The organism is Halopseudomonas oceani (genome assembly GCF_002903165.1).
In the GTDB taxonomy this organism is placed as follows: Bacteria; Pseudomonadota; Gammaproteobacteria; order Pseudomonadales; family Pseudomonadaceae; genus Halopseudomonas; species Halopseudomonas oceani.
On the sequence record NZ_PPSK01000012.1, the window covers coordinates 24238 to 46593 of the forward strand.

General features: G+C 60.3%; 21 protein-coding genes. 5 read left to right on the forward strand and 16 right to left on the reverse strand.

Going from position 1 to position 22356, the window contains the following annotated elements; translation table 11 throughout:
- The first annotated feature begins 153 nt into the window (after nt 1-153).
- The 3 genes from xseA to leuA all read left to right on the forward strand — a co-directional run bounded on the left by xseA (nt 154) and on the right by leuA (nt 4261).
- Nucleotides 154-1530: an exodeoxyribonuclease VII large subunit gene (gene xseA, locus C1949_RS12755; RefSeq protein WP_104738860.1), complete on the forward strand. Its 1377-nt coding sequence runs from the start codon at nt 154-156 to the stop codon at nt 1528-1530.
- A 3-nt stretch (nt 1531-1533) separates the two neighbouring features.
- Entirely contained in the window at nt 1534-2376 is an 843-nt protein-coding gene (locus C1949_RS12760) for a peptidoglycan DD-metalloendopeptidase family protein (RefSeq protein WP_104738861.1), read from the forward strand.
- Between the two features lie 214 nt (nt 2377-2590).
- The gene (leuA, locus tag C1949_RS12765) at nt 2591-4261 is read left to right on the forward strand and encodes a 2-isopropylmalate synthase (protein ID WP_104738862.1); all 1671 of its coding nucleotides are present in this window, start codon (nt 2591-2593) and stop codon (nt 4259-4261) included.
- 27 nt (nt 4262-4288) lie between these two features.
- Here leuA and C1949_RS12770 read toward each other — a convergent pair whose 3' ends face one another.
- Nucleotides 4289-4669, reverse strand: a complete 381-nt coding sequence (locus C1949_RS12770; protein WP_104738942.1) for a winged helix-turn-helix transcriptional regulator — start codon at nt 4667-4669, stop codon at nt 4289-4291.
- A gap of 116 nt (nt 4670-4785) precedes the next feature.
- On the opposite strand from C1949_RS12770, the gene C1949_RS12775 reads away from it, so the two are divergent.
- Nucleotides 4786-5892 (forward strand): alkene reductase, encoded by a 1107-nt coding sequence (locus tag C1949_RS12775; RefSeq protein ID WP_104738863.1) that lies wholly within the window; start codon nt 4786-4788, stop codon nt 5890-5892.
- Between the two features lie 52 nt (nt 5893-5944).
- On the opposite strand, the gene der is transcribed toward C1949_RS12775, so the two are convergent.
- The 12 genes from der to trmJ all read right to left on the reverse strand — a co-directional run bounded on the left by der (nt 5945) and on the right by trmJ (nt 17920).
- Nucleotides 5945-7366 carry a ribosome biogenesis GTPase Der gene (gene der, locus C1949_RS12780; RefSeq protein ID WP_104738864.1) on the reverse strand — a complete coding sequence of 474 codons (1422 nt, stop codon included), beginning with the start codon at nt 7364-7366 and terminating at the stop codon, nt 5945-5947.
- Between the two features lie 91 nt (nt 7367-7457).
- Nucleotides 7458-8594: an outer membrane protein assembly factor BamB gene (bamB, locus tag C1949_RS12785; protein ID WP_104738943.1), complete on the reverse strand. Its 1137-nt coding sequence runs from the start codon at nt 8592-8594 to the stop codon at nt 7458-7460.
- 8 nt (nt 8595-8602) lie between these two features.
- Entirely contained in the window at nt 8603-9247 is a 645-nt protein-coding gene (locus C1949_RS12790) for a YfgM family protein (RefSeq protein ID WP_104738865.1), read from the reverse strand.
- Nucleotides 9248-9286: 39 nt separating this feature from the next.
- Nucleotides 9287-10564 (reverse strand): histidine--tRNA ligase, encoded by a 1278-nt coding sequence (gene hisS, locus C1949_RS12795; protein WP_268236203.1) that lies wholly within the window; start codon nt 10562-10564, stop codon nt 9287-9289.
- 25 nt (nt 10565-10589) lie between these two features.
- Complete coding sequence (gene ispG / locus C1949_RS12800; protein ID WP_104738867.1) at nt 10590-11702, reverse strand: flavodoxin-dependent (E)-4-hydroxy-3-methylbut-2-enyl-diphosphate synthase; 1113 nt, start codon at nt 11700-11702, stop codon at nt 10590-10592.
- Between the two features lie 14 nt (nt 11703-11716).
- The gene (locus C1949_RS12805) at nt 11717-12646 is read right to left on the reverse strand and encodes a RodZ domain-containing protein (protein ID WP_104738868.1); all 930 of its coding nucleotides are present in this window, start codon (nt 12644-12646) and stop codon (nt 11717-11719) included.
- Entirely contained in the window at nt 12643-13398 is a 756-nt protein-coding gene (pilW, locus tag C1949_RS12810) for a type IV pilus biogenesis/stability protein PilW (protein ID WP_104738869.1), read from the reverse strand. The genes C1949_RS12805 and pilW overlap by 4 nt, the downstream gene beginning before the upstream one ends.
- Before the next feature lie 26 nt (nt 13399-13424).
- Nucleotides 13425-14582 (reverse strand): dual-specificity RNA methyltransferase RlmN, encoded by a 1158-nt coding sequence (rlmN, locus tag C1949_RS12815; protein WP_104738870.1) that lies wholly within the window; start codon nt 14580-14582, stop codon nt 13425-13427.
- 39 nt (nt 14583-14621) lie between these two features.
- Nucleotides 14622-15047, reverse strand: a complete 426-nt coding sequence (gene ndk, locus C1949_RS12820) for a nucleoside-diphosphate kinase (protein WP_104738871.1) — start codon at nt 15045-15047, stop codon at nt 14622-14624.
- A 112-nt stretch (nt 15048-15159) separates the two neighbouring features.
- The gene (locus tag C1949_RS12825) at nt 15160-16311 is read right to left on the reverse strand and encodes an IscS subfamily cysteine desulfurase (protein WP_104738872.1); all 1152 of its coding nucleotides are present in this window, start codon (nt 16309-16311) and stop codon (nt 15160-15162) included.
- Between the two features lie 11 nt (nt 16312-16322).
- The gene (gene cysE / locus C1949_RS12830) at nt 16323-17138 is read right to left on the reverse strand and encodes a serine O-acetyltransferase (protein WP_104738873.1); all 816 of its coding nucleotides are present in this window, start codon (nt 17136-17138) and stop codon (nt 16323-16325) included.
- Between the two features lie 2 nt (nt 17139-17140).
- Complete coding sequence (trmJ, locus tag C1949_RS12835) at nt 17141-17920, reverse strand: tRNA (cytosine(32)/uridine(32)-2'-O)-methyltransferase TrmJ (RefSeq protein WP_104738874.1); 780 nt, start codon at nt 17918-17920, stop codon at nt 17141-17143.
- Between the two features lie 135 nt (nt 17921-18055).
- On the opposite strand from trmJ, the gene suhB reads away from it, so the two are divergent.
- On the forward strand, nt 18056-18871 hold the full coding sequence (suhB, locus tag C1949_RS12840) for a type III secretion system regulator SuhB (RefSeq protein ID WP_104738875.1): 816 nt from the start codon (nt 18056-18058) through the stop codon (nt 18869-18871).
- 249 nt (nt 18872-19120) lie between these two features.
- Here suhB and secF read toward each other — a convergent pair whose 3' ends face one another.
- The 3 genes from secF to yajC form a co-directional block, all read right to left on the reverse strand.
- Entirely contained in the window at nt 19121-20035 is a 915-nt protein-coding gene (gene secF, locus C1949_RS12845; RefSeq protein WP_170063069.1) for a protein translocase subunit SecF, read from the reverse strand.
- Between the two features lie 10 nt (nt 20036-20045).
- A complete protein-coding gene (gene secD, locus C1949_RS12850; RefSeq protein WP_104738876.1) occupies nt 20046-21914 on the reverse strand; it encodes a protein translocase subunit SecD in 1869 nt (622 codons plus the stop codon).
- 61 nt (nt 21915-21975) lie between these two features.
- Nucleotides 21976-22308 carry a preprotein translocase subunit YajC gene (yajC, locus tag C1949_RS12855; protein WP_104738877.1) on the reverse strand — a complete coding sequence of 111 codons (333 nt, stop codon included), beginning with the start codon at nt 22306-22308 and terminating at the stop codon, nt 21976-21978.
- Nucleotides 22309-22356: the final 48 nt, after the last annotated feature.

Sequence of the window (22356 nt, forward strand, 5' to 3'; positions counted from 1 at the left end):
CAGACGCCTGGAAACCATAGGCGAAGCAGCCCGTGCAAGGCAAAAGCAGGCGAAGAAGCAAAATCTCCATCAAGTAAATGCGCATTCTGATACTGCGTTTAGGGTAGCAACGGCAATGCAGTTAGATGTTCAACAGCCTGCTAGAATGCCCCCATGAACGATGATCACCTGTTTCAGAAGCTCACCGCCGAGCCGGATGTGCTCAGCGTCAGCCAACTCAATGCCCGCGCCCGGCAACTGTTGGAAGACGTTTTCCCACGCATCTGGGTCGAGGGCGAGCTGTCCAATCTGTCGCGCCCCAGTTCCGGCCACATGTACTTCACCCTGAAGGACGACCGGGCACAGATTCGCTGTGCCCTGTTCCGTCAGAACGCCGCCCGGGTGCGATTGGCGATGCGTGACGGCCAGCAGGTCCGTGCCCGTGGCCGGGTCAGCCTGTACGAGGGCCGCGGCGACTATCAGTTGATCGTCGACAGTGTCGAGGCCGCTGGTGACGGCGCACTGCGTCAGGCATTCGACGCGCTGAAAGCCAAGCTGCAGGCCGAGGGCCTGTTCGACAGCGAGCGCAAGCGCCCACTGCCGGGCCACCCCACCCGCATTGGCGTCATCACCTCGCCGAGCGGTGCCGCAGTGCGCGACATCATCAGCGTGTTCGGCCGCCGAGCACCCTTTATCGAACTGGTGATCGTCCCGGCTGCGGTACAAGGACGCGAAGCCGCACCGCAACTGGTCAAAGCGCTGGAACGCGCCGACCGGGCGGGGTTTGATGCCATCATCCTCAGCCGCGGCGGCGGGTCGCTGGAAGACCTCTGGCCGTTCAACGAGGAAAGCGTCGCCCGCGCCCTCGCCGCCTGCCAGACGCCAACCATCAGTGCGGTCGGCCACGAAACCGACTTTTCCATCAGCGACTTTGTTGCCGATGTGCGCGCACCCACCCCGTCTGCTGCGGCGGAACTGCTCAGCCCGGATCGACTGGCCCTGCTGCGCCAGATCGAGCAGCTGCAGCGTCGCCTGCAACAACGGCTGAACGAGCGCCTGAGCCGAGCACGCCTGCAGCTGGACGGGCTGCGTCGACGCCTGCGGCATCCGGGCGAACGTCTGGCCCAGCAGGCACGGCGGCTGGACGAACTGGAAATGCGCCTGCGGCGCGCGGTCGACAACCGTCTTCGTCAGCGTGCCGATCGCCTGCAGTACCTGCAAACGCGGCTCAACACTCAGCACCCGGGCCGCCGATTGCAGCGCCTGCACGAACAATGGCAACAGCTGGACCAGCGCTTGCCGCGGGCCATGCAGCAACAACTTAAGCACGCGCACACGCGCCTGCAGCAGCAGGTGCAGGCACTGCATCTGGTCAGTCCGCTGGCCACCCTTGGCCGCGGCTACAGCATCCTGCTCGACCAGCAGGGCAAGGCGGTACGCAGTGCTGGCGATACCCGCCCGGGCCAGCGCCTGAACGCCCGACTGCACGACGGCACGCTGGCGGTAGAAGTAGTGAAAGACGAACCCCACACCTTGTCATTACTGGATTGATCCATGTTCCTGAATCAACTACGCCGCCCGCTGGTAGCGTTGCTGCTGGCCGGACTCAGCCTGCCGGCGCTGGCCGACGGTTTTATCACTCGCCTGCTCAATAAACCCGTGCCCGGTGGCGTTGCCGTGGTCGCCCTGCCAGAACAAGCCGACGCACCGCGCGCAACCTTTCAGGGCAAGCCGCTGCTGACCATTCGCGAAGACGGTCAGCGCTGGATCGCCATCGTCGGGCTTGGCCTGGACGTACCAACCGGCCAACAGCACATCGAACTGGCAGACGGACGCCAACTGGGTTTCACCGTCGGCCCACGTGTGTACGCACAGCAGCACATCACGCTGAAGAACCGCAGCCAGGTCAATCCGGATCCGGCGCAGCTGGCGCGTATCCAGCGTGAACTGCAAGAACAAACCGATGCCTACGCCCGATTCAGCCCGCGTCAGCCCAGCAACCTGCTGTTTGATCGCCCGGTGCCCGGTCGCCAGTCCAGTGCCTTCGGCCTGCGACGGTTCTTTAATGGCGAGGAACGCAACCCGCACTCCGGACTCGATTTTGCCGCCAGCACCGGCACGCCGATCAAGGCCCCAGCCGCTGGCGAAGTGATTCTGGTAGGCGACTACTTCTTCAACGGCAAGACCGTTTTTGTTGACCACGGCCAGGGGCTGATCAGCATGTTCTGCCACCTCTCTGCCATTGATGTCGACTTGGGGCAGGAAATCCCTCGCGGTGGCGTGCTCGGCAAGGTCGGGTCGACCGGTCGCGCCACTGGGCCTCACCTGCACTGGAACGTCAGTCTGAATGGCAGCCGGGTCGACCCGGCGATTTTCATCGGCACTTATCAACCTTGATGTCGCTCTGAAACCAGTGCGCAAACATTCGGCAGAAATCGCCCAGCAGAGGCAATAAAAACCAACATTTATCACCCAAACGGTGATTCCTGCCATTTTTTATCAACTTGTTGCAACCCAACATCGCAGCCATTACCGTTTACTGCAACGAACTCTTATCTGTTACTGCCTCAGGCCTTCACGAGAGGCCGGCCAGCCCAGGGAAATCAACACCATGAGCATGCTCAAAGACCCGTCAAGCAAGTACCGCGCATTCCAGCCGATCGACATTCCTGATCGCCAGTGGCCCAGCCGCACCATCACCGAAGTACCGGTCTGGTGCAGCTCTGATCTGCGCGACGGTAACCAGTCACTGATCGAGCCAATGGACCCGGCGCGCAAGCTGCGCTTCTTCAAGACACTGGTCGCCGTGGGCCTGAAGCAGATTGAGGTGGCCTTCCCCTCTGCCTCCCAGACTGATTTCGATTTCGTGCGCACGCTGATCGAGGATGGCCATATCCCGGATGACGTCACCATTCAGGTGCTGACCCAGGCCCGTGCCGACCTGATCGAACGCACCTTCGAATCTGTCCGAGGCGCCAAAAAGGCCATCATTCACGTCTACAACGCCACCGCGCCGAGCTTCCGTCGCATTGTCTTCAAGCAAGACAAGCAGGGCGTGACCGACATTGCCGTCAACGCCGCCAAGCTGATCAAGGAGCTGGCTGCCAAGCAGCCCGAGACCGAGTGGACCTTCCAGTACTCGCCGGAAATCTTCACCTCCACCGAGCTGGACTTCGCGGTGCAAGTCTGTGATGCGGTGCTGGATGTCTGGGAACCGACGCCTGAAAACAAGGTAATCCTCAATCTGCCGGCGACCGTAGAGGTATCCACCCCGAACATTTATGCCGACCAGATCGAGTGGTTCTGCCGCCATATCAGCCGCCGCGACAGCGTGCTGGTCAGCCTGCACACTCACAACGACCGTGGCACCGGCGTTGCGGCAACCGAGCTGGGCCTGATGGCCGGTGCAGACCGCGTCGAAGGCTGCTTGTTCGGCAACGGTGAGCGCACTGGTAACGTCGACTTGGTCAACGTGGCGCTGAATATGTACACCCAGGGTCTGCATCCAGGGCTGGACTTCTCCGACATCGACGCCGTGCGCAAGGTCGTAGAAGAATGCAACCAGTTACCGGTGCATCCGCGTCACCCGTACGTCGGCGACCTGGTCCATACCGCCTTCTCCGGTTCGCATCAGGACGCAATCCGCAAGGGTTTCAGCCAGCAAGATCCGAACGGCATCTGGGAAGTCCCCTACCTGCCGATCGACCCGGCGGACATTGGCCGTAGCTACGAGGCAGTCATCCGCGTCAACAGCCAGTCAGGCAAGGGCGGCATTACGTATTTGCTGGAGCAGGAGTACGGCATCAGCCTGCCGCGTCGCATGCAGATCGAGTTCAGCCAAGTGGTTCAGGGTGAAACCGATCGCCTCGGCCTGGAACTGACCGCTGCACAGATTCACGGCTTGCTGGAGAAGGAATACCTCCAGGCGACCAGCCCGTATGCGCTGATCCGTCATCGCCTGCAGGAAGAGAACGGCACCAGCGCCGTCGATGTGGAAGTGCTCAATCAGGGCAACACCCTGCATTGGCGCGGACTGGGCAAAGGCCCGCTGGAAGCCTTGGTAGCCGGCCTGCCAGTGGGTCTGGAAATCATGGACTACCACGAGCACGCCATCGGCTCCGGCACCAATGCCAAGGCCGCAGCCTACGTTGAAGTCCGCCTGGACGGCGGTCGCCCGGTACACGGTCTGGGTATCGACGAGAACCTGACTACCGCCAGCTTCCGCGCCCTGTTCAGCGCCCTCAACCGCGCACTGCGTCAGGCGGAGGCGCAAGCCGCCTGAGGACCTGCGGGGCGCCCGCCCCGCAGATTAGTCATTTGTACTGGCAGCGCTCTGCTGCCAGTGCTCCCTGCCCCAACTGCACATCGCCGCCAGCACCGGCTGCAAACTCGCACCGTGCTCGGTAATACGGTACTCGACCCGCGGCGGCACCTCGGCAAACACCGTGCGACTCACCACTCCGTCGCGCTCCAGCTCACGCAACTGCTGGGTCAGCATCTTCTCGGTAATACCCGGCACCAAACGCTTTAGCTCCGAAAACCGCTGCGGCCCCTGAATGATGTGATAAGCCAACACAGCCTTCCACTTGCCGCCGATCACATCCAGCGTGACTTCGATGGGCGTCGAGTAGGTCTTGTCGCCGCGCACCAATCGCTTGCTCTCGGCGATGCGTAACTGCTCTTCGGTCATCTGATGATTACCTTTTGGTAAGTGACTGCCAAAATCGTACGTACTTGCGAAAAAGAATGCCACCCCCATAATGACCGGCATTGGACATTCACCGACGACTGACTCCGGGAGCCCCTATGCCCAGCAATACCCTGTTCCAACCTGCTCGCCTCGGCAGCCTTGATCTGCCAAACCGCGTGGTAATGGCCCCACTGACCCGCCAGCGCGCTGCTCAGCCCGGCAATCTACCCCACGCTCTGAACGTCGAGTACTACACCCAACGCGCCAACGCCGGTCTGATCATCAGCGAAGGAGTGCAAATCAGCCCCGAAGCACAGGGCTACGCCTGGACGCCCGGCATTCACAGCCCCGAACAGATTGAAGGCTGGAAGGCTGTCACCGAGTCCGTGCACAACGCCGGTGGCCGCATCTTCCTGCAGCTGTGGCACGTCGGCCGCATCTCCCACACCCTGATTCAGCCCAACGGTCAGGCACCGGTCGCCCCCTCTGCCATTGCCGCCAAAGCGGACGTCTACGTGCAGGAACCCGATGGCAGCCATCACAAGGCAGCCGCCTCTACCCCCCGCGCGCTGGAAACCGCCGAGCTGCCTCAGGTGGTGGGAACCTACGCACAGGCAACCCGCAACGCACTGCAGGCCGGCTTTGACGGCGTCGAGATTCACGCTGCCAACGGCTACCTGCTCGACCAGTTCCTCTGCTCCAACAGCAACCAGCGCACCGATGCGTATGGCGGCAGCGTCGAAAACCGCGCCCGCCTGGTACTCGAAGTCGTCGATGCAGTGGTCGCCGCGGCAGGCGACGCCGGCATCGTTGGCATCCGCATTTCTCCGCTCGGCACCTTCAACGGTGTTGAGGACGCCAACCCGCTGGAAACCTTCAGCTACCTGCTGGAGCAACTGAACAGCCGTGGTTTGGCCTATGTTCACGTCAACAAGCCGGACTGGGCAGGTGGCAGCTACGAAGGCTTCGACGAACTGCTGGCCGCGCTGCGCAAAGTCTACAAAGGCGACTTCATCCTCGCTGGCGGTTTGGATGGCGAAAGCGCTTCCAGCGCGCTCGAGAGCGGTCTGGCGCAGTTTGCTGCATTCGGCCGTCCCTATATCGCCAACCCGGATCTGGTCGCACGGCTGCAGGCTGGTGCGCCGCTCAATCAGGTCAACCCGCGCACGCTGTACGGCGGCGGCGCCGAGGGCTACACCGACTACCCGGCATTAGAAGCCTGAGCAGCGGACACAAAAAAGCCGGCGTGATGCCGGCTTTTTTGTTTGAGCAGGATCAGCGTTTGTCCTTGCTCTTTTTCTTCATCTTCTTGTTGTGACTCATCAGGCGACGCTTCTTGTTCACCTGACGCTCGGTCAGCGTGTTCTTGCGATCAGCATAGGGGTTATCACTGCCCTTGTACTCAACACGGATCGGCGTGCCGGTCAGGCGTAGCACCTTGCGGAAGGTGTTCTCCAGATAACGGGTATAGGAGCGCGGCACCGAATCGACCTGATTGCCGTGGACCACGATAATCGGCGGGTTGGACCCACCGAGGTGGGCATAGCGCAGCTTGATACGGCGACCATTAACCATAGGCGGCTGGTGTTCGCTCACCGCGTCTTCCAGAATCTCGGTCATCCGACGGGTCGGAATTTTCGTCATCGCCGCCTGATAGGCCTGATCCACTGACTTGTAGAGCAGACCGACGCCACTGCCATGCAGCGCAGAAATAAAGTGAATATCGGCAAACTGGGCGAAAATCAACCGGCGCTCCAGTTCCGTTTTCACATACTCCTTCTCTTCCTGCGCCATGCCGTCCCACTTGTTGACAGCAATGACCAGCGCACGGCCGGCTTCCAGCACGAAGCCCAAAAGGTGTAGATCCTGCTCGACAATCCCCTCGCGGGCATCGACGACAAAGATCACCACGTTAGCGTCCTGGATTGCCTGCAGGGTCTTGATCACCGAGAACTTCTCGATGGCCTCGAAAACCTTGCCGCGGCGACGCACCCCAGCGGTATCAATCAGCGTGTAGGGCTTCTCGAAACGCTCGTAGGGGATGTAGATGCTGTCGCGGGTGGTACCGGCCTGATCAAATACCACCACCCGGTCTTCACCGAGCATACGGTTGACCAGCGTGGACTTACCGACGTTCGGCCGACCGATGATCGCAATCTTGGTACCGATTGGCTCAACGACACGCCCCTCTTCGCCGCTGACTTGCAGGCTCTCGTCATTGAGCACCGCATCCAGCATCGGGTTGATATTACGACCGTGCGCGGCGGCAATCCCCAGCGGCTGACCGAGACCCAAGGTGGCAAACTCGCCAAGGATCGCATCCGGGTCAGCGCCGTCGATTTTGTTGGCGATCAGGTAGGTGTGCTTGTTGCGCTTGCGCAGGTGCTCGGCAATCTGTTCATCACCGGCGGTGCGGCCAGCGCGCGCATCAACCAGAAACAGCACGGCGTCGGCCTCTTCGATGGCCTGCAATGACTGACCGGCCATCATCAGATCAAGACCCTGCTCGTCGCCGGTGATACCACCGGTATCGACCACAATATAAGGCTTTCCCTGCCAGACCGCCTCACCGTACTGACGGTCACGGGTCAGGCCGGAGACATCGGCCACGATGGCGTCACGACTCTTGGTCAGACGATTGAACAGGGTGGATTTGCCGACGTTCGGCCGCCCCACCAGAGCGATGACAGGAACCATGATTACTCCGCGCACAGATGCTGTGCAAAAAAACAAAACGGCCGTTACACCTGACTGTGTAACGGCCGGGAAAGTATAACCGCTTTTCGGCTTACTTCAGCTTGTAGGCTGCCAGATCGCCGCTGTTACCGTAGACGAACAGCAGATCACCAATCACCAGCGGGCTGGCACGCAAGCCGTCGCCATCAACCTTGACGCGACCGGCCATACGGCCATCGGTCTGAGCCAGCAGGTGCAGGTAACCTGCGAAGTCACCGACGGCAACGTAGTTGCTGAACGCTACCGGCGCCGTCAGTTGACGGCGGGCCAGCGACTCATTGCTCCAGAGCTCACGGGCACTGCCAGCGTCCAGCGCCTGCACGGTGCCATCCGCCTCGCTGACGTAGACGCTACCGAAACCAACGCCCGGACCAACATAGCTGGACGCCGGGTGCTGCCACAGCGGGCGACCGGACTGGGCGTCCAGTGCGGCGACATTACCTTGGTAGGAGACGACGTAAAGACGCTCATCATCCAGCACCAGTTGACCGTCAATATCCACCATACGCTCAAGTTCGGAGCGGCCCTTGGGTTGAGCAATACGCTGCTCCCACAGCGGGATACCGGTATCGGCTGCCAGCGCAACGACCTTGCCGCTGGCCAAGCCAGCAAACACCTGACGCACATCGACAATCGGAGTGCTGTGGCCACGCACGGTCAACACCGGCAATGACGACTCGTAAATCCAGCGGCGTTCGCCGCTGCTGATGTCCAGCGCAACCAGCTTGTCGTCCTGCGTCTGCACGACGACGACGTCACCATTGGTCTGCGGCGGGGCCAGCACTTCGCTGGACGCCTGCGCACGCCACTTCTCGCTACCGTCGGTCTCATCCAGCGCAATTACCTGGCCGTCGAGCGTACCGACGATGACCAGACCACCGCCAGCACCAACAGCACCGGAAAGCGGCGCCTTCAGTTTGACTTCCCACTTTTCGTCGCCGTCTTCGCGGTTCAGCGCAACAACGCGCCCCTTGGCGTCAGCCGCGTAGAGCGTAAGACCATCAAGGGCGGGCGTCAGGTTGTTGAACAATTCGCCCTGACCAACACCGATGTTGCGCTTCCAGACGCGGTCCAGTTGAACTTCAGCGTCGAATTTTTCCAGCTCGGCCGGTGGCAGTTCCTTCTTGCCGGAGCTGCCACAACCAACCATCAGAGCGGCTGTAAGCCCCAGTACCAGATAACGTGACATCACTTTCACTAGGCTTCCTCCGCCAGATCGTCCAACTTCAATTGCAACTGCGGGCGTGAGGATGCATCCTCCAGCGCCTCGATCGCCGCCTGGTAGGCAGCACGGGCTTCGGACTTGCGACCCAGACCAAGTAACAGATCACCACGCACTTCTTCGCGGCTCGCCTTCAGCTCGGAACCTTCAACCGGCGCAGCAAACAGTGCCAAGCCTTCCTCGGCGCGCTCCTGCTGAGCCAACACGCGAGCCAGACGCTGACGCGCCACTTCCTGCAGAGCCGCATCCTTGGTGGTATCAACCAATTCTCGCAGACTCTTTTCGGCAACCGGATAATCCCGGGCCTCTACGGCCAACCGCGCCTGCATCAGCGCCGCATAGTCGGCGTAACGGGAACTGGGGTAATCCTCGCGCAGCTGCGCTGCGAGTTCCGCAGCGCGTGCGCGTGAAGCCTCGGAGTCGCTACCGAGTACCGACTCCAGCATGGTCTGATAGAGCGTGGAGGCGCCCTGCGCCTGCCCCTGCTGGTAGTTCTGCCAGGCTTGCCAGCCGAATACCCCTGCCAGAGCGATGGCCACCCCGGTCAGCAGCGGCACACCGTGGCGCTGCCAGAGTTCCTTCAGCTTCTCTACCTGTTCTTCTTCTGTCTCGTAAGCCACCCTTCACTCCTTAGCCAAACCAGAAACGGCCAGTGCCGCTCAGATAATCTCTGCCAGTCGAGCCGGCACATCCTGCCAGCTCAAGGTTTCCTGTTCCTCGCCACTGCGCAGCGGCTTGAAGCCAATCTGCTGCGCAGCCACTTCGTCTTCTCCCAGCACCAGCGCGTAAAGAGCACCAGATTTGTCAGCTTTCTTGAACTGACTCTTGAAGCTGCCACCCCCGGCGTGCACGACCAACCGCAGCGACGGTAGCGCGTCACGCAGCTGTTCGGCCAAGCGCAAGCCGGCTTTTACCGCCGTCTCCCCCAGTGTGACCAGATAGACATCCACCTGACGAGCCAGTTCAGCGGGCACGCGCTCGAGCGTTTCGATCAGCAACAATAGCCGTTCAATGCCCATGGCAAAGCCAACCGCCGGGGCAGGCTTACCACCAAGCTGGGTAACCAGCCCATCGTACCGGCCACCGGCACAGACCGTACCCTGGGCACCCAACTGATCGGTGACCCATTCGAACACCGTCAGGCCGTAGTAGTCCAGCCCGCGCACCAGCTTTGGATTGATTACATAGGGAATGCCGACTTCGTCCAGCAAGGCACGCAACCCGTCAAAGTGAGCGCGCGCTTCGTCGTTCAGATAGTCGGCCAGCTTCGGCGCGTCCGTCAGCAGCGCCTGCGTCTCCGGCACCTTACTGTCGAGGATACGCAGCGGATTACTGGCCAGGCGACGCTGGCTGTCTTCATCAAGCTGATCAAAGCGCGCCTGCAGATAGGCAACTAGGTCATCGCGATAGCGGGCACGGTCTTCCGAGCTGCCAAGGCTGTTCAGCTCCAGTTTGACCGCATCGCTGATACCCAGGCGCTGCCAGAGGCGCCAGGACAGTACGATCAGTTCAGCGTCGATATCCGGGCCAGCAAGATTGAAGGTTTCCACGCCGATCTGATGAAATTGGCGGTAGCGGCCCTTCTGCGGGCGCTCGTGACGGAACATCGGGCCGTTGTACCAGACCTTTTGGGCAACACCGCCGCCGAGCAGGCCATGCTGCAGCATCGCGCGCACGCAGCCTGCGGTGCCTTCCGGACGCAGGGTAAGCGAGTCACCATTGCGATCCTCGAAGGTGTACATTTCCTTTTCGACGATGTCGGTCACTTCACCGATGGAGCGTTTGAACAGCTCGGTCGGTTCGACAATCGGCATACGCACCTGCTGATAACCGTAGCTGGTCAGCAGGTCTGATACGGTGCGTTCAAAGTATTGCCACAGGGCGCTGTCTTCAGGCAGAACGTCGTTCATGCCGCGAACGGCTTGCAGGGTCTTCAAAGTCTCTTTCCTATTACCTGGCCGCTCAACCGCGGGCGATGGTGTTGGCATCCAGCGCTTGTTTGGCAGCCACTTTATCTCGAATCATTTTTTCCAGTCGGTCGACCAGCTCGGCATTATCTACTTTCTGATCCGGCTTGCCGTCCTGATAGATCAGGTTGTTCGGCGTACCACCCGTCAGGCCGATATCGGCCTCCTTGGCTTCGCCCGGCCCATTAACGACACAGCCAATGACCGCAACATCCATCGGCGTCAGCACGTCGTCGAGGCGCGCCTCCAGCTCGTTCATGGTCTTGACCACATCGAAGTTCTGGCGCGAGCAGCTCGGACAGGCAATGAAGTTGATGCCGCGCGAACGCAGGCGCAGCGACTTCAGAATATCGAACCCGACACGAATCTCCTCGACCGGGTCAGCCGCCAGCGAGATACGGATGGTGTCGCCAATGCCCTCGGCCAGCAACATGCCAAGCCCTACCGCCGACTTGACGGTGCCCGAGCGCAGGCCGCCCGCCTCGGTGATACCCAGATGCAACGGCTGCTCGATCTGCTTGGCCAGCAGCCGGTAGGCGTCAACCGCCATGAAGACGTCGGACGCCTTCACGCTGACCTTGAAATCCTGAAAGTCGAGCCGGTCAAGATGCTCAACGTGACGCAGCGCCGACTCGACCAGCGCCGCCGGGGTTGGCTCGCCGTATTTCTTCTGCAGATCCTTTTCCAGCGAACCGGCGTTGACCCCGATGCGAATCGGGATGCCGTTGTGGCGGGCTGCATCGACCACCGCTTTAACACGATCTTCACGACCAATATTGCCGGGGTTGATGCGCAGGCAATCGACCCCAAGATCAGCAACCCGCAGGGCAATCTTGTAGTCGAAGTGAATATCGGCGACCAGTGCAATACCAACCTGCTTGCGGATTTCACCGAAGGCCTCGGCAGCCTCCATGCTCGGCACAGAGACCCGCACGATATCGGCACCGACCGCTTCCAGCCGACGGATCTGCTCGACGGTAGCGGCAACATCACAGGTTTCGGTATTGGTCATGCTCTGTACCGATATGGGGGCATCACCACCCACCAGTACCGAACCAACCTTGATCTGCCGGGAGACACGACGTTTTACCGGCGACTCATGCTGCATAACTGTCTGACCTCTTACTCGCCCAGGCGCAGTCGGACGACACCGGACTGGCTCTGCGGCGGCAGTGTTACGGGATTGCCTTTAAATCGGATGGACGTCACCGCGCTGCGGTCGCCAATCACCAGGCTCAACGCGCCTTCATGGGGAATATCCAGTGACTGACCTGCACGCAGTAGCCCGCTATGCAGCACCCCACCGTCAGCAGCACTGACCTGCACCCAGCAGTCCGCAGCAACGCTCAACTGCAGGCCGCCACCGACAGAAGCAGTGGGCTCAGCAACAACAGAAGCGGCCTGCGTTGCGGCCGGCGGCTCAGCGGCAGCGGCTGCGGCGTCGGCTTCACCTGCGTCTGCGTCGGGGCCCGCGTCCGCCTGCTCTTGCGGCGGCATCAGGTCTGCCGGAATGCCGTCAGTCTGGTCGGCAATGGCCTCTGGCAGCGTCATGGCATCCACCTCGACGTCATCAAGCAGCAGTTCGGACTCCAGGCCCTCCATCGGCGTCAACGGCTCAGACTCCGGGCGGCTGGACTCGTACCACCAGAGCGCTGAAGCAACCAACGCTACCACCATCAGCAACGTGGACCAGCGCATGACGGAGCGGCCGGACCCGCTCGGCAGATTCACCCGCGCAATTGAACTGACCGGACGCTCCCGCGCCTCGATACCACGATAGCGATCAAACTCAAGCGCCAGCCGGTTAGCGTCGAGCCCCATCAGCCGCGCATAGCTCCGGATATAGCCGCGCGTAAAGGTGTCACCGGGCAGCCGGTCAAACTGGCCCGACTCAATGTGCTCTACCGCTTGACGCGATATCTTCAGTTCCAACCCCACCTCAGCCGTGCTCAGCTGGCGGGCTTCACGCGCCTCACGCAGGGACTCACCAGGATTACGCAGGGCACGGGGTTCTGCCATGTCTGCAGCAGCATCATGACGCTCGGAACTCATGACTTTTCGGACTCCATAAGCGCTTTGGCTTCAGGACTGTTGGGATAAAGACGTTTGAGCTGCAGCGCGTAGCTGGCAGCCTTGCTGTGATCTTCGAATCGGCGTGCCAGCCGCACACCAAGCCACAGACTGGTTGCATTCTGCTCTGACAGTTGATCAAAACGGCGGAAGTGATTCCAGGCTGGAACGAAGTCGCCACTGTTGAACTCGAGCTGAGCCAGCTCAAGCAGGGCGCGTGGCTGACGGTTGTTCAGGCGCAGCGACCGCTCCAGGTTTTCGCGGGCGGCGTCCGTGTTACCCATCCGCAAATACGCGATCCCCATGTTTTCAAACACCCGAGAACGTTCGCTATAAAGCGTATCGGCCGCAGCCTTGTTGAAATACTCCAGCGCCTCCTGATAACGCTCACGATCAAGCAGGAAAGCGCCGTAGTTGTTAAGGAGCCTGGCGTTGTTCGGGTCACTGGACAGCGCCGAGCGGAAGTGCTGTTCGGCGGCGGAGAACTCGCCTTCCTGCTGGAATACCAGGGCCAGCACCATATGCGCCGACGCCGAGCGCGGATCCAGCTTCAGTGCTTCACTCAGCGGATGCTTGGCCCGCTCTGTCTCACCTTTTTGCAGGTAGCCGATAGCCAACTGAACATAGGCGTCGCGCGCGGCTTCGGGGTCGACTTTACGGCCGGTCTGGCCAGTACTGACACAGCCCGCCAGCAGCAGACAAAGAATCAAAATCGCGGCGCTTGGCTTGCTCATGTCAACATCCTTTCCGGCCTGAGTGGTTAACCTGCGTTGTGCCGCGTTGATACTGGAGCGGCTTCCGTTGCGTCAGCGGCGAGCTGGCGTACGGCGATATAGCGTTCACTGCGGCGGGTGCGATCCATCACCTGCCCGACCAGTTGCCCGCAGGCGGCGTCAATATCTTCACCGCGTGTCGTTCGCACCGTGACGTTATAGCCTGCCTGATGCAACATGTCCTGAAAACGACGAATCGCGTTATTGCTTGGCCGCTCGTAACCGGAGTGCGGGAACGGGTTGAACGGAATCAGGTTGATTTTGCACGGGATATCGCGCAGCAGCTCAATCATCTCGGCAGCATGCTCGGGCTGGTCGTTCACGCCCTTGAGCAAGGTGTACTCGACCGTCAGCGAGCGTTTCTCGCCGAGGCCGGCGATGTAGTTCTTGCAGGCCGGCAACAGCACCTCCAGCGGGTACTTCTTATTCAGCGGTACCAACTGATTGCGCAGCGCGTTGTTCGGCGCGTGCAGCGATAGTGCCAGTGCAACATCCATCTGCTCGGCCAGCTTGTTGATCATCGGCACGACGCCAGAGGTGGACAGGGTCACCTTGCGTTTGGAAATGCCGTAGCCCAGATCGTCCATCATCAACGTCATGGCATCCACAACGTTGTCGTAATTAAGCAGCGGCTCACCCATGCCCATCATCACCACGTTGGTGACGGCACGATCGGCGGTCGCAGGAACAGAACCAAAGGACTTGCTGGCGATCCACACCTGGCCAATGATTTCGGCCACGGTCAGGTCGCTGTTGAAGCCCTGCTTGCCGGTCGAACAGAAGCTGCAGTCCAGCGCACAACCCGCCTGAGAGGAGACACACAGGGTGCCGCGCCCGTTCTGCGGAATGTACACTGTCTCAACGCAACTGCCCGAGGCAACCCGGACGACCCACTTGCGTGTGCCGTCACGGGAAATATCCTCGCTGACTACTTCGGGACCACGAATCTCGGCGGTGGCCTTGAGCTTCTCGCGCAGGGCCTTGCCGATATTGGTCATGTCATCGAAGTTGTCCACGCCATAGTGATGCATCCATTTCATGACCTGGCCGGCACGAAAACGCTTCTCTCCCAATCCTTCGAAGAAAGCTTCCAGTTTCTGCTGTGTCAGACCCAGCAGATTGGTCTTGCTGGTGGTATCGGTCATGGCGATCACATCACTAGGTTGAGCAAACCCGACCCGGCCTTAGCGCGGGCAGAGTTCGGTTTCGGCGAAGAAGTAAGCCACTTCGCGTGCAGCGGAAGTGGTGGAGTCGGAGCCGTGAACAGCGTTGGCATCGATGGACTCGGCGAAGTCTGCGCGGATAGTACCGGCATCGGCTTCTTTCGGGTTGGTAGCGCCCATCAGCTCACGGTTTTTCAGAACCGCACCTTCACCTTCCAGAACCTGAACAACAACCGGGCCGGAGGTCATGAAGCCAACCAGATCCTTGAAGAAAGGACGCTCTTTGTGCTCGGCGTAGAAACCTTCGGCATCGGCCTGGGACAGCTGAACCATCTTGGCTGCAACAACGCGCAGACCAGCCTGCTCGAAGCGGGTCAGGATCTGACCAATGACATTTTTGGCAACGGCATCGGGCTTGATGATGGACAGGGTACGTTCAACGGCCATAAAACTCTCCAGAGAGGTAGTTACAGAATAAAATTACAAAAGATGGTTAACCTGCGGATTATACGCAGGTTAAAGACAAATAGATAACAGCAGCGTAGCTGACGGTATACCGTCAGCTAGCACGCAGGCGGGTTACCACCTGACAGATGATCTCAGCCGCCCGCTGGACATCCTGTTCAGAGGTAAAACGGCCAAGCGACAGACGGATGGAGCTGTGTGCCAGTTCGTCGCTCAAGCCAATCCCGCGCAGCACATAAGAGGGCTCGACCGCGGCAGAGGTACAGGCGGAGCCCGTCGACAACGCCAGATCCTTGAGCGCGAGCAACAGCAGCTCGCCGTCAACACCGGCGAACGCCAGATTGAGGTTGTGCGGTACCCGCTGATCGGCACTGCCATTGAGACTGACGCCGTCCAGACCGGCCAGGCCGTTGAGTAGCGCGTCACGCAACGCGGAAACCCGCGCATTCTCACCTTTCATCAGCTTGCCAGCCAACTCAAAGGCTTCACCCATACCAACGATCTGGTGAGTCGCCAGGGTGCCGGAACGCAGGCCGCGCTCGTGCCCACCACCATGCATCTGCGCCTGCGGCTTCGGCATCAGGGTACGTCGCACAAACAGTGCACCAACACCCTTGGGGCCGTAGGTCTTGTGTGCGCTGAATGACATCAGATCGACCGGCAATACCCTCAGGTCAATTGCCAGCTTGCCTGTCGACTGCGCCGCGTCAACGTGGAATACCGCCCCGCCCGCGTGGGCAATCTCACCCAGGGCCTGAATATCATTGACCGTGCCAATTTCGTTATTGACGTGCATCAGCGACACCAGCACGGTGTCTTCACGCAAAGCCGCCTGCAACTGCTCGGGCGCGATGAATCCGCCCGGACCTGGCTCCAGCCAGGTCACCTCGAACCCTTCTTGCTCGAGCTGCTTGAAGCAGTCAATAACCGCCTTGTGCTCGATCTTGCAGGTGACCAGATGCCGCCCCTTATCTTGCAGGGCGTGCGCCATTCCCTTGATCGCTAGGTTGTTCGATTCTGTGGCGCCGGAAGTCCAGACAATCTCACGCGGGTCGGCACCGACTAGGTCCGCCACCTGACGCCGGCCATGCTCAACCGCCTCCTCCGCCTTCCAGCCGTAAACATGAGAGCGCGAAGCAGGGTTGGCGAAGTTGCCGTCCATGGTCAAACAGGCAACCATCTTTTCGGCGACCTGCGGATCAACCGGCGTGGTAGCGGCGTAATCCAGGTAAATCGGCTGATTCATCAACAACTCCATCAAGGCTTTTCAGCTGCAGCATCAGTAGCCACCGCGTCAGTTTCATCATCCTTGAGCAATTCAAAATCCTCACCACCGAGCGCGGGCAGCTCTTTGGCGCAATAGTCACTACCCAACTCGCTCAACGCCTTGCACATACCCTCAAGACGACTATCCACGGCGTGCATGTGGTCCAGCATCTGCCCAATCGCACGCGCCACCGGGTCCGGCATATCGCGGCTGACACCATAGGCATCAAAGCCGAGTTTTTCCGCCATGGCCTGACGGTTAGCCTGCTGCTCGCTTTCAGCCGACGGCTCCGGATCCTTCGGAATGATTCGCCCCGGAATACCGACCGCAGTGGCGCCGGCAGGCACTGCCTTGGTCACCACAGCATTGGAGCCGATTTTTGCTCCGGCGCCCACAGTAAACGGCCCCAGCACCTTGGCGCCGGCACCGACCACAACGCCGTCTTCCAGCGTCGGATGGCGCTTACCCTGATCCCAACTGGTACCACCCAGCGTCACGCCCTGATACAGCGTCACGTCGTTGCCAATCTCGGTGGTTTCACCAATCACCACACCGAAACCGTGATCAATAAAGAACCGACGCCCAATCTTCGCACCTGGGTGAATCTCGATCCCCGTCAGCCAGCGCGCAAAATGCGACAACATACGGGCCAGCAGAAAAGCCCGCCGAACCCACAACGCATGCGAAGCGCGATGCAACCAGACCGCATGCAAGCCGGGATAACAGGTCAGCACTTCCAGCGTGTTGCGCGCGGCAGGATCACGGTGGAATACACTGGCGATATCTTCTTTCATGCGATCAAACATGGTTAGGTTCTCCGCTCGCCGGCTGCTTTGACGCCGACGGCCTTCTGGGTTTCGGTCAGGATCCCGCGCAGGATGTTCATTTCCATCCGGTTGAGGTGCACCCGCCCGTAAAGGCGACGCAAACGCGGCATCAACTGCCGTGGTTTCTGAGGGTCATGGAAGCCAATTTCAACCAGCACCTGCTCCAGATGCTGATAAAACTGCTCCAGCTCCCCCGCCGTCGCCGGAATCTCGTTAAACACTGCCGTGGTTTCGACCTTGTGCATTTTGGTCGGCGCACCTTCGCGCTGCAGACTCTGCATACGCAGCTCATAGGCCAGCACCTGCACCGCAGCAGCCAGGTTCAGCGAGCTGAAGTCCGGCATAGAAGGGATGTGTACGTGATACTGGCAGCGCTGCAGCTCGTCGGTGGTCAGACCCGAGTCCTCGCGCCCGAACACCAGCGCGACCTGCGCGTCCGGCAGCTGTGCCAGTTGATCCAGCACCTTGTCAGCGGACTCGCGCGGATCCAGCACCGGCCAGGGAATACGGCGATCCCGGGCGCTGGTGCCGAGCACCAGCGAGCAGTCAGCGATAGCCTCTTCCAGGGTCGCGACAATTCGAGCGCCGGTCAGCACATCATCAGCACCGGATGCGCGCGAGACGGCATCCGGGTCGGGGAAGCGCTCGGGGTCGACCAACACTAACTGGGTCAGCCCCATGTTTTTCATGGCCCGCGCCGCGCCGCCGATGTTGCCAGGATGACTGGTGTTGACCAACACCACACGCACGTTCTTCAACACAGCGACACCTTCAAGCCAAAAATGGGACCCTGCATCTTACAAAAGCTAAGACGCGATAGCCATGATGCATTTCTGTTCATTTTTAACTCTGCTACAATGTCCGGCTTTTCATCTTCCGACAGAGACATACCCCATATGCAGCCTATGCTGAACATTGCCCTGCGTGCCGCGCGCAGCGCAGGAGAGCTCATTTACCGTTCCATGGAACGCCTCGATGTGCTCGCCGTGGACGAAAAGGACGCGCGCGATTATGTTTCGGAAGTCGACCGCGCCGCCGAGCAGGCGATCATCAGCCAACTGCGCAAGGCCTATCCCGATCACAGCATCCAGGCCGAAGAAAGCGGCTTCCAGCCGGGCCACGGCGACGGAGCCGACACTGTCTGGATCATTGACCCGCTGGACGGCACCACCAACTTCGTTCGTGGTGTGCCGCACTTTGCAGTCAGCATCGCCTGCCGCGTCAAGGGACGCATCGAGCACGCCGTCGTCCTCGACCCGATTCGCCAGGAAGAATTCACCGCCAGCCGCGGCCGTGGCGCAGCCCTGAACGGCCGCCGCCTGCGCGTCAGCACCCGCAAGTCGCTGGATGGCGCCCTGCTCGGTACCGGCTTCCCATTCCGGGCAAATCAGATCGACTCACTGGACAACTATCTGGGCATGTTCCGCAGCCTGGTCGGCCAGACCGCAGGCATCCGCCGCGCCGGCGCAGCCAGCCTGGATCTGGCTTATGTTGCCGCAGGCCGCTTCGATGCCTTCTGGGAGTTCGGCCTGGCCGAATGGGACATGGCGGCAGGTGCCCTACTGATTCAGGAAGCCGGCGGCCTGGTCAGCGACTTCAGCGGCGGCCACCACTTCCTCGATAAGGGCCATATCGTCGCGGGCAACCCGAAATGCTTCAAGGCTGTACTGACTGCCATTCAGCCGCATTTGACACCCGCAATGAAGATGTAAGCAGCAAGCGACAAGGCTGTAAGCCTCAAGCGGCAAGCTGGCCGTGTAGGGCAAACCAAAGAGGCCCACATCCTGACCGGTGTGGGCCTCTTTTTTTACGTTTCAAGCTCCAAGCCATAAGCTTCAAGCCAACCCAAAACCAAAAAACCCGCGCCGGATTCAGTTCCGACGCGGGTTTTCTTGCAGCTTGTAGCTTGCGGCTTGAAGCTTACCTCTTGAGGCTTGCCGCTGCGCCGGCGAAGCCGACGCCTAGGGCCGATCGTCGACCGCTTCTTCCACCTGCGGCGGGATCAGGTCATCCCGAGTGAGCTTCATGGTCACCAGCAGACCACCCGCGATATAGATCGAAGAGTAGGTGCCCACGCCGACGCCGATCAGCAGCGCCGTGGCAAAGCCGTGAATGTTCTCCCCCCCAAACCAGAACAGCGCCAGCAGCACCAGAATGGTCGAGAACGAAGTAGCGAGGGTCCGGCCCAGCGTCTGAGTGGTAGAAATGTTGATGATGTCGGTCAGCTCAGTCTGCCGCATCAGCCGCATGTTCTCCCGAATCCGGTCGAACACGACGATTGTGTCGTTCAACGAGTAGCCAATGACCGCCAACACGGCCGCCAGCACCGTCAGATCGAAGGAAATCTTGAAGAACGAGAAGACCCCGAGCGTAAAGATAACGTCGTGCACCAGCGCCAGGATCGCCGCCACCGCAAACTTCATCTGGAACCGCAGCGAAACGTAGAGCAGGATGCCGCCAATGGCGACCAGCATGCCCAGGCCGCCCTGATCGCGCAGTTCTTCGCCGACCTGCGGGCCGATAAACTCAACCCGCTTGACCGAGACATCGCTGCCATCGGCCGTCTTGATCATCTGCGCAACCTGGTTACCCAGGTTCGGATCATCGCTGGGCAAGCGAATCAGCACGTCGGTCGAGGCGCCGAAGTTCTGCACCACCGCATCACCCCAGCCGTTCTCGCGCAGCGTGGCGCGAATGGCCTCCAGATCAGCTGCCTCGCTGTAGTTCAGCTCCACCAGTGCACCACCGGTGAAATCGAGACCAAGGTTCAACTGCTTGACCGCGAGACTGCCGATCGACGCCAGCATCAGCGCAACAGCAACAACAAAGAACATTTTGCGCAGGCGGAGGAAATTAATGGTTTTACGAATATTCATCGGTGATTCCTCACAGCCACAGCTTTTTGATGTCGCGACCGCCAACGGCCAAATTGACCATTGCGCGAGTCACCATGATCGCACTGAACATGGAGGTCAGAATCCCCAGCGACAGCGTGACAGCGAAGCCCTTGATCGGGCCTGAACCCATGGCAAACAGAATCACACCCACCAGCAAGGTTGTCAGGTTACCGTCAACGATCGCCGAGAAGGCCTTATCAAAACCTTCGTGCACCGCGCGCTGGGGCGATATGCCATTGGCGACCTCTTCCTTGATGCGGGAGAAAATCAGCACGTTGGCGTCCACCGCCATACCGAGCGTCAGTACAATACCGGCGATGCCGGGCAGGGTCAGCGTCGCACCCAGCAATGACATCAGCGCCAGCAACAGCACCAGGTTGAAGCTGAGAGCAATACCGGCAAAGACACCAAAGGCACGGTAGACCAGCACCATAAACACCAGCACCAGGGCAAAGCCGACCTGAGTCGCGGTCACACCCTTGGCGATATTTTCTGCCCCCAGGCTCGGACCGATGGTGCGCTCTTCAACGAAGTGCATCGGCGCGGCCAGACCACCGGCGCGCAGCAGCAGCGCCAGCTCGGAAGCCTCAGCCGGCGAGTCCAGACCGGTGATGCGGAACTGGTTGCCCAGTGCACTCTGGATGGTAGCCAGGCTGATGATCGACTTTTCTTCGACAAAGGCCGGAATCTCGACTTCCTGCATCACCCCGTCGACTTCCTGCATAACCTTGCGGTTGACCTGCCGCTGCTCGATAAAGAGCACTGCCATACCGCGACCGATGTTGCTGCGGGTCGCACGGTTCATCAGCTCGCCGCCATGGCTGTCGAGATTGATATTGACCTGCGGGCGGCCGTTCTCGTCATAGTTGGAACGGGCGTCGGTGACTTGGTCACCGGTAATGATGATGCTGCGCTCGACGTCGGCGGTGCGCCCTTCGGCACTGCGGAAGGCGAACGTCTCAGTGGTCGCACGCGGGGCGTCCGGTTCTGCCGCCAGACGAAACTCAAGGTTGGCAGTCTTGCCCAAAACCCGCTTGGCCTCTGCGGTATCCTGCACACCCGGCAGCTCAACCACAATGCGATTGGCACCCTGGCGCTGGACCAGCGGCTCGGCAACACCCAGCTCATTGACCCGGTTACGCACCGTAGTCAGGTTCTGCTGTACCGCATAGTCACGGATCGCCGCAATCTCGGCATCAGACAGTGTCAGTTGCAGTACGGCCTGATCCTTGAGCTCAGCGTTGGTAGTCACAAACTGGTTATACTTGCCGACGATCAGGCGACGGGCTTCGCTGCGCTGCTCCTCGTCAGCAAAGCCGAACTGCAGCATATTGCCCTGCGTCGGCAAACTGCGATAACGAATCCCCTCACTGCGCATCAGGCCACGAAGCTCACTCTGGTAGACATTGACGCGCGACTCGATCGCCTTGTCCATGTCGACCTGCAGCAGAAAGTGCACGCCGCCCGACAGATCCAGACCCAACGTCATGGGGCCAGCACCGATAGCCGACAACCAGTCCGGCGTGGTCTGCGCCAGGTTCTGCGCGACAACGTAGCGCGTACCTAGCGCATCACGGACGACATCCTGCGCCTTCAGTTGATCGCTGCGATTAACCAGACGCACCAGACCAGAGCGACCATTGGCGCCCAACTCAGTGCCCTTGGTCGGCAGATTGGCCGCAGCCAGCGCCTGTTCAATGCGATCAAGGTCAGACTGTTCGATAACCAGGGTGGAACTGGCGCCGGAGATCTGAATAGCAGGATCATCCGGGTATAGGTTAGGCATTGCATAGATCAGGCCCAGTGCAAGCACGGTCACGATCAGCAGGTATTTCCAGAGGGGGTAACGATTGAGCATATCAGGGCCTGATAGCAGTCCGGGCGCCTGATGGGCGCCCGGAACGGGGTCTGCGAGGAGTTTAGATGGCTTTCAGTGTGCCCTTGGGCAGCACTGCGACGATAGAGCCTTTCTGGAATTTCAGCTCCTGGCTATCGCCAACTTCCAGAACAACGAACTCGTCAGTCACTTTCTTGACCTTGCCCAGAATGCCGCCGCCGGTAACCACTTCATCACCGGTAGACAGACCCGCCAGCAGATTCTTGTGCTCTTTGGCACGTTTGGCCTGTGGACGCCAGATCATCAGATAGAAGATGACCACGAACCCGACCAGAAAGATCCACTCAAAACCGGTACCCGCCGGTGCGGCTCCGCCTGCAGACTGTGCCATGGCGGCGGGAATGAAAAAGCTCATGTGACGCTCCTGTTATTGAACTGCGAAAAATCGGTTATGGGGGCGCTT